Consider the following 13037-nt stretch of genomic DNA (forward strand, 5'->3'; position numbering starts at 1 on the left):
ATGGAACTCTTTAAAATCAAACGCGATATTCCGTTTATGAGCTACGGCAAACTGACAACCTTCATTTCGTTGGTTACCTTTATTGCCGCCGTATTCTTTTTGGTTGCCAGAGGCCTGAATTTCTCTGTCGAATTTACCGGCGGTACGGTAATGGAAGTCCAATATCAGCAGGGTGCGGATGTCAATAAGATGCGCGAACGCCTCGATACGCTGAAAATGGGTGATGTACAGGTTCAGGCATTGGGTACGAACAAACACATCATGATCCGCCTGCCGAACAAAGAAGGTGTTACTTCCGCACAGTTGTCCAATCAGGTTATGGATTTGCTGAAAAAAGACAGTCCCGACGTTACTTTGCGCCAAGTCGAATTTATCGGCCCGCAAGTCGGTGAGGAATTGGTAAATAATGGATTGATGGCTTTAGGTTTTGTCGTTATCGGCATCATTATTTACCTGTCGATGCGTTTCGAATGGCGTTTTGCCGTATCTGCCATTATCGCCAATATGCACGACATCGTGATTATTCTCGGCTGCTTTGCCTTCTTCCAATGGGAATTTTCGCTGACCGTCTTGGCAGGTATCCTTGCCGTATTGGGCTATTCTGTGAACGAATCCGTCGTCGTCTTCGACCGTATCCGTGAAAATTTCCGCAAGCCGGCGATGCGCGGACATACCGTGCCGGAAGTCATTGACAACGCGATTACCGCAACGATGAGCCGCACCATCATTACCCACGGTTCGACCGAGGCGATGGTTGTTTCTATGCTGGTGTTCGGCGGTGCAGCCTTGCACGGCTTTTCTATGGCACTGACCATCGGTATCGTGTTCGGCATCTACTCTTCCGTATTGGTTGCCAGCCCGCTCTTGCTGATGTTCGGTTTGAGCCGCGACAATATCGCCAAGGAAGCGAAACAGAAGGAAGAAATTGTGGTCTGATGTCAAATGCCGTCTGAAACCGGAAGATGTCTCCGTTTTCAGACGGCATTTCGCCGACATCGCAAAATATCGTGCAGAACAGCAAAAATTGTGTGATAATGCGCTGTTCCTGTTTCAGGAATAGGGAGTTTGCCATTGTCGAGGCTTGGCAAACTTGTCCGAATCCCATTTGGGGTTCTTTTTATTTTTCGGAGTTTTTCCATTATGGCACTGACCGTAGAACAAAAAGCACAAATCGTTAAAGATTTCCAACGTAAAGAAGGCGACACCGGCTCTTCTGAAGTACAAGTTGCCCTGTTGACTTTCCGCATCAACGATCTGACCCCCCACTTCAAAGCCAACCCCAAAGACCACCACAGCCGTCGCGGCCTGTTGAAAATGGTCAGCCAACGCCGCCGCCTGTTGGCCTATTTGCGCCGTACCCAGCCCGATACGTATCGCGCGTTGATTACCCGCTTGGGTCTGCGTAAATAATTGCGCTTTCCGACACCGCCCAGAAAAATGGGCGGTGTTTTCTTTTCTGTTGCTTTCCGACAAGCTCAAACCCATATTTATTACCCTAAAAACCTTATAAACTAATATAATGCGGGGTTCTTTAGAACCCCTTTTTATTTCATGCTGCCCGTGCGCTTCACAAGAGTTTCAGACGGCATCAGACGTTGCGACTCCCGCCAGCAATCAAACAGCTTTTTATCACCCATTCGAAAATCCGTTTTGCCGGTACTCGTCTTTTTATTGGAGTATTGCCATTATGACCGCAACCACAGCGTCTTCAGCCAAACCTTATCTGCAAATCCAAGGTTTGGTGAAAAAGTTTGGTGACAATTACGCTGTCGATAACATCGACTTGGACATTTATCAAAACGAAATCTTCGCCCTTTTGGGCAGTTCCGGCAGCGGAAAATCTACGCTGCTGCGTATGCTGGCGGGTATGGAAAGTCCCAATCAGGGAAAAATCATCCTTGATGGTCAAGATATTACCAAACTTGCACCCTATGACCGCCCCATCAATATGATGTTCCAAAGTTACGCGCTTTTTCCGCATATGACGGTGGAGCAAAACATTGCCTTCGGTCTGAAACAGGACAAAATGCCTAAAGGCGAAATCGATGCGCGCGTCGAAGAAATGCTGCGTCTGGTTCAGATGACCAAATTTGCCAAACGCAAACCGCACCAATTGTCCGGTGGTCAGCAGCAACGTATCGCCTTGGCGCGCAGTTTGGCAAAACGTCCGAAAATCCTGTTGCTTGACGAACCTTTGGGGGCGTTGGATAAGAAATTGCGCCAGCAAACCCAGCTCGAGTTGGTCAATACGCTGGAACAAGTCGGCGTAACCTGCATTATGGTTACGCACGACCAAGAAGAGGCGATGACGATGGCGACCCGCATCGCCATTATGTCCGACGGTCAGTTGCAGCAGGTCGGCACGCCCAGCGACGTGTACGACTATCCCAACAGCCGCTTCACTGCCGAGTTTATCGGCGAAACCAACATCTTTGACGGTGTGGTGATTGAAAATCATGCCGACTATGCCGTTATCGAATGCGAAGGTTTGGAAAACCACGTCCGTATCGACCATGGTTTGGGTGGCCCGAGCGAGCAGGATCTTTGGGTTAGTATTCGACCAGAGGATATTGATTTATATAAAGAAAAACCCGAATATTTGGGCGACTACAACTGGGCGAAAGGCACGGTAAAAGAAATTGCCTATTTGGGCAGCTTCGCCATATACCATATCAAACTCGCCAACGGGCGCGTCGTCAAAAGCCAAGTTCCTGCACCTTACTGGTATGTGCGTAACATCACGCCGCCGACTTGGGATGAAACCGTCTATATCAGCTGGCCGGAAAACCAACCGACTCCGTTGTTCCGTTGATTTAAGGGGAGTGAGATGAACCTTAATAAACTGAAAAACAAACTGTTCCGCCGTCCGGGGCAGCGTGCGGTGATTGCCGTACCGTATATTTGGCTTTTGGTGCTGTTTCTGATTCCGTTCGCCATCGTGCTGAAAATCAGCTTTGCCGAACAAGAAATCGCCATTCCACCGTTTACTCCTTTAACGACGATAGATGAGGACTTGGGTCGCCTGAACATCGCCGTCAGCTATCAAAACTATGCCGATATTTTCCAAAATTTTTGGCATACCCTTAACCCCTTCGGCGACAGTGAAAACAGTAATATCTATCTGATGACTTATTGGTCTTCAATTAAGACTGCGCTGACGACGACGGTGATTTGCCTGTTGGTCGGTTACCCGACCGCCTATGCGATTTCCCGTGCCAATCCTTCCGTCCGCAATGGTTTGCTGCTTGCCATCATGTTACCTTTTTGGACATCGTTCCTGCTGCGTGTCTATGCGTGGATGGGTTTGCTCGGGCATAACGGCATCATAAACAACTTATTGATTAAGATGGGTATTATCAGAGAACCATTAGATTTGTTCTATAATGCGTTTTCGTTAAATTTGGTAATGGTTTATGCCTATCTGCCGTTTATGATTCTGCCGCTTTACACGCAGCTGGTGAAACTGGACAGCCGCCTGCTCGAAGCGGCTTCCGACTTGGGCGCGGGACCGGTCAAATCGTTCTTGACGATTACCCTGCCTTTGTCGAAAACCGGCATTATTGCAGGTTCGATGCTGGTTTTCGTCCCCGCTGTCGGTGAGTTCGTCATTCCCGAGCTGGTCGGCGGTTCGGAAAACCTGATGATCGGTAAAGTATTGTGGCAGGCATTCTTTGATCAAAACAACTGGCCGTTGGCTTCTGCCGTCGCCGTCGTGATGGTCGCGCTACTGGTTGTACCGATTGCCCTGTTCCAGCACTATGAAAACCGCGAATTGGAAGAAGGAGCCAAATAATGCAGAAATCCAAATTATCTTGGTTCTTGAAACTGATGTTGGCACTATCGCTGGCGTTTCTGTATATCCCGCTGGTTGTTTTGGTCATCTATTCGTTCAACGAATCCAAACTTGTTACCGTTTGGGGCGGCTTTTCGACCAAGTGGTACGGCGCATTGCTGGAAAACGACACCATTTTGGAAGCCGCTTGGCTGTCGCTGCGGATTGCCGTTGTGTCTTCGCTTGCCGCCGTCGTTTTGGGCACGCTGGCGGGCTATGCGATGGCGCGTATCAAACGCTTTCGCGGCAGCACGCTGTTTGCCGGTATGATTTCCGCGCCCATGGTCATGCCCGACGTGATTACCGGTCTGTCTATGCTGCTGCTGATTATTCAGGTGCAGATATTTTTGCAGGGCAGCGAATGGTTGCAACATCTCTACTTCGATCGCGGCTTTTTCACCATCTTCCTCGGACATACGACGCTGTGCATGGCATACATTACCGTTGTCATCCGTTCGCGGCTGGTCGAGCTTGACCAGTCGCTCGAAGAAGCCGCAATGGACTTGGGCGCGCGTCCGCTGAAAATCTTTTTTGTCATCACTTTGCCTTTGATTGCCCCTGCCATTGCTTCAGGCTTCCTACTCGGCATTACCTTGTCTTTGGATGATTTGGTGATTACCTCATTCCTCTCCGGCCCCGGTTCATCCACATTGCCGCAGGTTATTTTCTCCAAGATCAAGTTGGGTCTCGATCCTCAGATGAATGTCTTGGCAACCATCCTGATCGGCATCATCGGAACATTGGTCATCATCGTCAATTATTGGATGATGAGGCAGGCAACCAAGCGCAACCGAGAAGCGGCAGAAGCCTACCGCCAAGAAAAATTGGCTGCCGAGAAAGCAAATTAATTAATAAGGCAGGCTGACCGCATGACTGGGTCAGCCTGTTTTTTTTCAACCGATTTTCTGTTTGGACGATATGGCCCGACAGCCTGTATCATTCCGTCCGAAAATATACCCGATAAAGCAAACACAATGATTCGCCCTGATTTTCAAGAATATCTGCCTTCTTATTATTTTAGTTCGGTTAATCCGCATACTGTTTATCCGAAACTCCAATGCCGTCTGAAAGCCGAAACCTGCATTATCGGCGGCGGTTTGAGCGGTTTGTGTACCGCATTGCCGCTGGCGGAACACGGACATGAAGCCGTCGTTTTGGAAGCCGCACGTATCGGCTTCGGCGCGTCCGGCAGGAGTGGCGGGCAGGTTATCAGCGACTACGCCTGCGGTATGGGGGAAATTGAAAAACAGGTCGGCTTGGAGCAGGCGCAATGGTTTTGGCAACAGTCTTTGCAGGCGGTCGAACTGGTGGACGAACGCGTCCGCAAACATGCCATCGATTGCGATTGGCAGCGCGGTTATGCCACGGTTGCCGTCCGTCCGCAGCATTGGGAAGAGTTGCAGCAGTGGCATGAACACGCCCAACGGCATTACGGTGCGAGTCATTATCAACTTTGGGATAAAGCCGAGTTGAAACAGCAGCTTGACAGCGATATGTACCAAGGCGCACAGTTCGATCCCTTGTCCGGGCATCTTCATCCGCTCAATTACACGTTGGGTGTTGCCAGCGCCGCTGCCGAAGCCGGCGCGCAGATTTTCGAGCAATCCCCGATGACGCGCATCGAACCGTATCAAAACGGTTGGCTGGTTTACACGCCCGAAGGCAGCGTCGAGTGTAAAAATGTGGTCTATGCCGTCAATACTTATGTCGGTTTGAACCCGATATTCCGGCCTTTGGAACGCAAGGCGATTGCCGTCAGCACCTTTATTATTGCCACCGAACCCTTGGGCGCGCGCACAAAAGGGCTTATCCGCAACAATATGGCAGTATGCGACAACCGCCATATTTTGGATTATTACCGCCTCAGCGCGGACGGCAGGCTGCTTTTCGGCGGTAAGGATAACGAATTTATCGACAATCCTGCGCGTATGACCGAGCTTGTCCGCCAAGATATGCTTAAAGTTTTTCCGCAGCTTGCCGATGTTAGAATCGAATATTCGTGGGGCGGGGAGTGCGATATTACCGCCAACCTTGTCCCGCATTTCGGACGTTTGACCTCGAATGTTTTTTATACGCAAGGTTATTCCGGGCACGGGATGGCGATAACGGGCATTGCAGGCCTGGCGGTTGCCGAAGCAATTTTAGGGGACGAATGCCGTCTGAAACCGTTTGAACAGTTGCGCCAGCCGAATATTATCCTGCAACCGTTTTTGCGCAAACTCGGTTCTTTCCTCGGCTCGAAATATTATCAGTGGAAAGACAGCCGTTAAGCGTCGCAGGCAGTATGTTTATCCCCATCGGCGGCAAACGTGAAAAATGCCGTCTGAAACCCGATTTTCAGGCTTCAGACGGCATAGCCGTCCTTATTCCACGTGTTCGCCGTGGATATTCAGATCCAAACCTTCGCGTTCGACATCCTTGCCGACGCGCAGACCGCCGCAGATTTTCCCCACAGCCTTCAAAATCGCCCAACTCATCAGCCCGCTGTATGCCGCCATAATGAACCCGTCTTTTACCTGTATCCACAACTGCTGCCAAACTGCCGCATCCCCACCGAAAATGCGGTTGTCGAAAAAGATGCCGGTCAATATTCCGCCTACCAGCCCGCCGAATCCGTGTATGCCGAAAGCGTCCAAAGAATCATCGTAACGCAATTTGTGTTTGACGACGGTGACGGACACAAAGCACGCGGCGGCAGTCAATATACCGATGGCGGCCGCGCCCGACGGACCGGTAAAGCCGGCGGCAGGGGTGATGCCGACCAGCCCGGAAACTGCGCCGGAAGCCAGCCCCAAAGCAGAAGGTTTGTGTCCCGCTATTTTCTCGCAGGCAAGCCAGCCTGCCGCGCCGAATACGGCCGACACCTGCGTTACCGCCATCGCCATCCCCGCCGCCGCGTCTGCCGCAAGCGCCGAACCAGCGTTAAAGCCGAACCAGCCGAACCACAACATTGCCGCGCCAATCAGCGTCATCGCCATATTGTGCGGAGGCATCGCCTCGCGCCCGTAGCCTATGCGCCTGCCCAAAACCAAGGCGGCGACGAGTCCCGCGATACCGGCATTGATGTGCACCACCGTACCGCCGGCATAATCCAATACGCCGCCCTTGCTCATAAAGCCGCCGCCCCACACCCAATGCGCGCCCGGCACATAAACCAATAAAAACCATATGCCCGAAAACAGCATCATTGCCGAATATTTCATTCGTTCGGCAAACGCGCCGGTAATAATGGCAGTCGAAATAATGGCAAACGTCATCTGAAAAAACATAAATACCGGTTCGGGAACAGTCGGCGCATTGGGCGACACGGTCAGCATCCGTGCGGCAGCGTCTATCTGCATCCCGCTTAAAAATACGCGCCCCAAACCGCCGATAAAGGCATTTCCCGGCGTGAACGCCAAAGAATAGCCGACGGCGACCCAAAGGATGCCCACCAATGTCGCGATGGAAAAGCTGTGCATCATCGTCGAGAGCAGGTTTTTTTTCCGCACCATACCGCCGTAGAATAAAGCCAGCCCGGGAAGCGTCATCAACAGTACCAAGGCAGCCGCAGTCATCACCCAGGCGGTATCGCCCGAATTGACGGCGGAATAAGGTTTCCACCAGTTTAAAGGTTCTGCCGATAGGGATGCCGGCAGCAAAGATGCCGCCCATATGTGTTTTTTCATTTTGATTAAAGTTTCCTTAATGGTTGGGCCCGTCTTTCGGAAAGGCGGGGTCGGGGCTTGTCCGGGATGGGCGCAAGCCCTGCCGGACCGGCGCGGGGATTTTGCCGATGTGCCGCCCTGTGCGTGAAACAAATCCCTTGTTTGAATATGGAAATATCGCATCCTATCCCTTGCCCCCGTTGTCCGGCGGGAGGATTTATCCTTAGGCGGCGCATATGCGGGCGTATGGATTGTCAACAATTTACTGTAGGAAAATATACAGAGGTTTGGGCGATAAGTCAAAAGATTGTTGACAATATTTTTATTTTATAAAATTAATTTATTGATTAATATATTAAAAATTTCTAATTGGAAATAAAAAATAAAATTTATACAAAAATGGGCGCGGTTCGGCGCAACCTTGAATCAAGTTCCCGCATCGGTTTTCATTGCCGGTAGGGATGCGTTCGAGCCGGTTTTGCAAAGGCCGCGCCTTCGGCAGGCGGACACGGACACTGCCGGCGGTTGCGCCGTTAGCGGGGGGGGGAGCTGCGCCGGCCGTGCGAATGAAAATGTCGTCTGAAACCCGATTTTCAGGCTTCAGACGGCATTTCGCATTAATGCGGGCGGCGCGTTTATTTTCCGCGCATCAGTTCAAAGAAATCATCATTATTTTTAGATGCTTTGATTTTTCCGTTTAAGAACTCGGTAGCTTCGATTTCGTCCATCGGGTGCAGGAACTTGCGCAGTAACCACATACGTTGCAACTGGTCGTTCGGCACAAGCAGCTCTTCGCGGCGCGTGCCGGATTTGTTGATGTTGATGGCGGGGAAGAGGCGTTTTTCCGCCATACGGCGGTCGAGGTGCAATTCCATATTGCCGGTACCTTTGAATTCTTCGTAAATCACATCGTCCATACGGCTGCCGGTTTCAACCAATGCGGTGGCGATAATGGTCAGCGAACCGCCTTCTTCCACGTTGCGCGCCGCACCGAAGAAACGTTTGGGGCGGTGCAGCGCGTTGGCATCGACACCGCCGGTCAGGATTTTGCCCGAGGCGGGGACGACGGTATTGTAGGCGCGGGCAAGGCGGGTAATCGAATCCAGCAGGATGACCACGTCTTTTTTGTGTTCCACCATACGCTTGGCTTTTTCAAGCACCATTTCGGCAACTTGGACGTGGCGTTGCGCCGGTTCGTCAAAGGTGGAGGAGACTACTTCACCTCGGACGGAACGGCTCATTTCGGTTACTTCTTCGGGGCGTTCGTCAATCAAGAGGACGATGAGTTCGACTTCAGGATAGTTTGCGGTAACGGCGTGGGCAATGTTTTGCAGCATCACGGTTTTACCGATTTTGGGCGGGGCAACCAAGAGGGCGCGCTGACCTTTGCCGATGGGCGAAATCAGGTCGATGGCGCGTCCGGTCAGGTTTTCTTCGGACTTTAAGTCGCGTTCCAGCTTCAACTGTTCGGTCGGAAACAGCGGGGTCAGGTTTTCAAACAGGATTTTATGGCGGCATACTTCCGGGTGGTCGCCATTGATGGAATCCAGTCTGACCAAGGCAAAATAGCGTTCGTTGTCTTTGGGGACGCGCACGCTGCCTTCGATGGTGTCGCCCGTATGCAGGTTGAAGCGGCGGATTTGAGTGGGCGAGACATAGATGTCGTCGGGGCCGGCAAGATAGGACGTGTCCGCGCTGCGGAGGAAGCCGAAGCCGTCGGGCAGGATTTCGAGCGTGCCGGAGCAGGTAAAACCCTCGCCTTTTTTCATCATCTGGCGGACGATGGCAAATACGAGGTCTTGTTTGCGGAATCGGTTGGCGTTCTCGATGCCGTGTTCTTCCGCCAATTCTAAGAGTTTGGAAATGTGCAGGGTTTGTAATTCGGAGACGTGCATAATCAATGATATATAGAATAGAAAGGAAAAGACGGGTGGATGCCGTCTGAAAGAAGAAGCTGACTGTTGCCGGTTGCTCGGAGAGGGGGGAATTGTAGGCAGTCGGCGCGTGGGTGTCAAATATTATCGCGGACGGGGCATCGACAGGAAATGCCGTCTGAACGGAGCTGCTTGGAAAAAATACCCCCGCGCTTTTCAGGCTTGGGGGTATGGGAATTGATTATTTGTTCAATTCATTCGCCAAATACAGCCAAGTTTCGATGACGGTATCCGGGTTCAGAGACACGCTTTCGATGCCTTCTCCAACCAGCCATTTGGCAAAGTCCGGATGGTCGGACGGACCTTGACCGCAGATACCGACATATTTGTTCTGCTTGCGGCAGGCGGAGATGGCAAGATGCAGCATCACTTTGACGGCAGGGTTGCGTTCGTCAAACGATTCGGACACCAAGCCGCTGTCTCGGTCGAGGCCGAGGGTCAGCTGGGTCATGTCGTTCGAGCCGATGGAGAAGCCGTCGAAGTATTGCAGGAATTGTTCCGCCAATACCGCGTTGCTCGGCAGCTCGCACATCATAATCAGGCGCAGGCCGTTTTTGCCGCGTTCCAAGCCGTTTTCTTTCAATGCCTTAACCACTGCTTCGGCTTCGCCCAAAGTGCGGACGAACGGAATCATGATTTCGACGTTGGTCAGACCCATTTCGTCACGAACGCGTTTCAAGGCTTTGCATTCCAAGGCGAAACAGTCTTTGAAGCTCTCGGCAACATAACGCGCCGCACCACGGAAGCCCAACATCGGGTTTTCTTCATGCGGTTCGTATACGCTGCCGCCGACCAGGTTGGCGTATTCGTTGGATTTGAAGTCGGACATACGGACGATGGTTTTACGCGGATAAACCGATGCGGCAAGCGTTGCCACGCCTTCGGCGATTTTATCGACGTAGAAGTCGACAGGGGATGCGTAACCGGCGATGCGGCGGATAATTTCCGCTTTCAGTTCGTCGTCTTGTTTGTCAAATTCCAACAAGGCTTTCGGGTGGATGCCGATTTGGCGGTTGATGATAAATTCCATACGCGCCAAGCCGATGCCTTCGCTGGGCAGATTGGCGAAGCTGAATGCGAGTTCGGGATTGCCGACGTTCATCATGACTTTGACGGGTGCTTTTGGCATATTGTCCAAGGCGACATCGGTAATTTGTACGTCCAGCAGGCCGGCATAGATAAAGCCGGTATCGCCTTCGGCACAGGATACGGTAACTTCCTGACCGTTTTCCAAGAGTTCGGTCGCATTGCCGCAGCCGACGACGGCAGGAATACCCAGTTCGCGCGCGATGATGGCGGCGTGGCAGGTGCGTCCGCCGCGGTTGGTCACGATGGCGGAAGCACGTTTCATCACGGGTTCCCAATCCGGATCGGTCATGTCGGTAACCAGTACGTCGCCGGCTTCGACGGAATCCATCTCGGAAGCATCTTTAATCAGGCGCACCTTGCCCTGACCGACTTTTTGACCGATGGCACGACCTTCGCACAAGACGGTTTTTTCGCCGTTGATGGCGTAGCGACGCAGGTTGCGGCTGCCTTCTTCTTGGGATTTGACGGTTTCGGGGCGGGCTTGCAGGATGTAGAGTTTGCCGTCCAGGCCGTCGCGTCCCCATTCGATATCCATCGGGCGGCCGTAGTGTTTTTCGATGGTCAGCGCGTAGTGTGCCAACTCGGTGATTTCTTCGTCGGTAATGGAGAAGCGGTTGCGGTCTTCTTCGGGGACTTCGACGTTGGTTACCGATTTGCCGGCTTCGGCTTTGTCGGTGAAAATCATTTTGATGTGTTTCGAACCCATGGTCTTGCGCAGGATGGCGGGTTTGCCTGCTTTGAGCGTGGGTTTGAACACATAAAATTCGTCCGGGTTGACCGCGCCTTGTACGACGTTTTCGCCCAGACCGTAAGAGGAGGTAACAAAGACGACTTGGTTGTAGCCGGATTCGGTGTCGAGGGTGAACATCACACCTGATGCGCCGCTGTCGGAACGCACCATGCGTTGAACGCCGGCGGAAAGGGCGACGATGTCGTGTTCGAAGCCTTTGTGGACGCGGTAGGAAATGGCGCGGTCGTTGTACAGGGAGGCGAAAACGTGGCGCATCGCTTTTTTAACGTTATCCAAGCCATTGATATTCAGGAAGGTTTCCTGTTGGCCGGCAAATGATGCGTCGGGCAGGTCTTCGGCGGTTGCGGAAGAGCGTACGGCAACGGAAATGTCCGCGCCGTCGGCATCGGTAACCATTTTGTTCCATGCCGCTTCGATTTCGGCATCGAGCTGTTCGGGGAAGGGCGTGTCCAAAATCCATTGGCGGATTTCTTTGCCGACGCGTGCCAGTTCGGAAACGTCTTCGACATCCAATTTTGCCAGAGCGGCGGAAATGCGTTCGTTCAGACCGTTGTGTGCGAGAAATGCGCGGTAGGCATCGGCTGTGGTGGCAAAGCCACCGGGGACGCGAACGCCTTTTTCGGTCAGTTGACTGATCATTTCGCCCAGCGAGGCGTTTTTACCGCCCACGCGTTCAACATCTGTCATACGCAGGTTTTCAAACCAGATTACGTAGTTGTCGGCCATTTGTGTGTCCAATCCAAAATATGTTAAAAAAGAAACAAATCCGCTTGCTTATTTTAAGCGATTCGTTCCGCCGCTGTCACGTTTTTATCTGTCCGGACAACCGCTGCGCCGTCTGAAAAATAGCGGGTTCCGGCTGTGTAGCGGTTTGAAACCGATGGCAGGCATATTGTTTTTTTCGGGTATTTCCTTTGTAAAACAGATGGTTTTGAATAGGTTAATGTTTTATGCCGTATTTTTCCTGTTTCTTTTTTTTGGAATTTTATTTTAAAGAAATCTGATTTTGAGATAATTTGTTTTAAAATATGATTTGTTTTTGGGTCTGTACCAGATTAGCAGATATGTTGCCCTCGAAATATGAAGATAACACACTGCAAATTAAAGAAAGAAGTACAGAAAGAACCGCTCCGTTCTTTTGTACCGGAAGTTACCGCCCGTTCTGCCGCCGATATTTTGGGTATCCATCCCGATTCGGCGGCACTGTTTTACCGTAAAATCCGCACGGTTACCAACCATCGTTTGGCCTTGGCTGCCGATGAGGTTTTCGGGGGGGCCGCCGGGCCGGGCGGAAGCTATTTCGGCGGACGGCGTAAAGGCAGACGCGGTCGCGGCGCGGCAGGAAAAGCGGTTGTCTTCGGCATTCCGAAACGCAACGGGCGGGTCTATACCGTTGCCGAGGACAATGCCGAGCCTGAAACGTTGCTCCCTGCCGTCAAAAAGAAAATCATGCCGGACGGTATTGTTTATGCCGATAGCCCGGGCAGCCGCGGCAAGTCGGACGCGGGCGGTTTTATCCGTTGCCGCATCAACCGTTCCAAGGAATTTGCAGACCGTCGGAACCACATTAACGGCATTGGGAACTTTTGGAATCAGGCAAAACGCGCCTTGCGAAAATACAACGGAATCGATCGTAAACCTTTTCCGCCGTTCTTGAAAGGATGGGAATTTCGATTTAACTTCGGCACACCGTCCCGGCAGCTAAAAATCCTGCGGGATCGGTGTGGAATTTAGGGATAATCTAGTACAGCCCCTTGTTTTTTGGGGTGTAATCCGAGGTAGGG

Annotated in this window: 11 protein-coding genes; 8 read left to right on the plus strand and 3 right to left on the minus strand. The window is 51.9% G+C overall.

The genetic code is table 11. The features are described 5' to 3' along the window. The 7 genes from secF (at position 1) to HT085_RS01345 (ending at position 6102) form a co-directional block, all read left to right on the plus strand. Positions 1 to 936 carry a protein translocase subunit SecF gene (gene secF / locus HT085_RS01320; RefSeq protein WP_003687497.1) on the plus strand — a complete coding sequence of 312 codons (936 nt, stop codon included), beginning with the start codon at positions 1 to 3 and terminating at the stop codon, positions 934 to 936. Beyond that, entirely contained in the window at positions 926 to 1060 is a 135-nt protein-coding gene (locus HT085_RS12005) for a hypothetical protein (protein WP_010356960.1), read from the plus strand. The genes secF and HT085_RS12005 overlap by 11 nt, the downstream gene beginning before the upstream one ends. 80 nt (positions 1061 to 1140) lie before the next feature. After that, positions 1141 to 1410, plus strand: coding sequence for a 30S ribosomal protein S15 (gene rpsO, locus HT085_RS01325; RefSeq protein ID WP_002217790.1), 270 nt, complete (start codon positions 1141 to 1143; stop codon positions 1408 to 1410). 277 nt (positions 1411 to 1687) lie between these two features. Beyond that, the gene (locus tag HT085_RS01330) at positions 1688 to 2812 is read left to right on the plus strand and encodes an ABC transporter ATP-binding protein (RefSeq protein WP_010356995.1); all 1125 of its coding nucleotides are present in this window, start codon (positions 1688 to 1690) and stop codon (positions 2810 to 2812) included. 15 nt (positions 2813 to 2827) lie between these two features. Beyond that, positions 2828 to 3793 (plus strand): ABC transporter permease subunit, encoded by a 966-nt coding sequence (locus tag HT085_RS01335; RefSeq protein WP_003690691.1) that lies wholly within the window; start codon positions 2828 to 2830, stop codon positions 3791 to 3793. Then, a complete protein-coding gene (locus tag HT085_RS01340) occupies positions 3793 to 4680 on the plus strand; it encodes an ABC transporter permease subunit (RefSeq protein WP_003687503.1) in 888 nt (295 codons plus the stop codon). Before HT085_RS01335 ends, HT085_RS01340 begins: the two co-directional genes overlap by 1 nt. Positions 4681 to 4806: 126 nt before the next feature. After that, entirely contained in the window at positions 4807 to 6102 is a 1296-nt protein-coding gene (locus tag HT085_RS01345; protein ID WP_003690692.1) for an NAD(P)/FAD-dependent oxidoreductase, read from the plus strand. 93 nt (positions 6103 to 6195) lie between these two features. On the opposite strand, the gene HT085_RS01350 is transcribed toward HT085_RS01345, so the two are convergent. The 3 genes from HT085_RS01350 to ppsA all read right to left on the minus strand — a co-directional run bounded on the left by HT085_RS01350 (position 6196) and on the right by ppsA (position 11979). Then, positions 6196 to 7500, minus strand: a complete 1305-nt coding sequence (locus tag HT085_RS01350) for an ammonium transporter (protein ID WP_003687507.1) — start codon at positions 7498 to 7500, stop codon at positions 6196 to 6198. A 614-nt stretch (positions 7501 to 8114) separates the two neighbouring features. Then, positions 8115 to 9374, minus strand: a complete 1260-nt coding sequence (rho, locus tag HT085_RS01355; protein WP_003687508.1) for a transcription termination factor Rho — start codon at positions 9372 to 9374, stop codon at positions 8115 to 8117. A 220-nt stretch (positions 9375 to 9594) separates the two neighbouring features. Then, on the minus strand, positions 9595 to 11979 hold the full coding sequence (gene ppsA / locus HT085_RS01360; protein ID WP_003690694.1) for a phosphoenolpyruvate synthase: 2385 nt from the start codon (positions 11977 to 11979) through the stop codon (positions 9595 to 9597). Between the two features lie 354 nt (positions 11980 to 12333). On the opposite strand from ppsA, the gene HT085_RS01365 reads away from it, so the two are divergent. After that, positions 12334 to 12987, plus strand: a complete 654-nt coding sequence (locus tag HT085_RS01365; RefSeq protein WP_048596862.1) for an IS1595 family transposase — start codon at positions 12334 to 12336, stop codon at positions 12985 to 12987. Positions 12988 to 13037 lie beyond the last annotated feature (50 nt).

The organism is Neisseria gonorrhoeae (assembly GCF_013030075.1).
Lineage (GTDB): Bacteria > Pseudomonadota > Gammaproteobacteria > Burkholderiales > Neisseriaceae > Neisseria > Neisseria gonorrhoeae.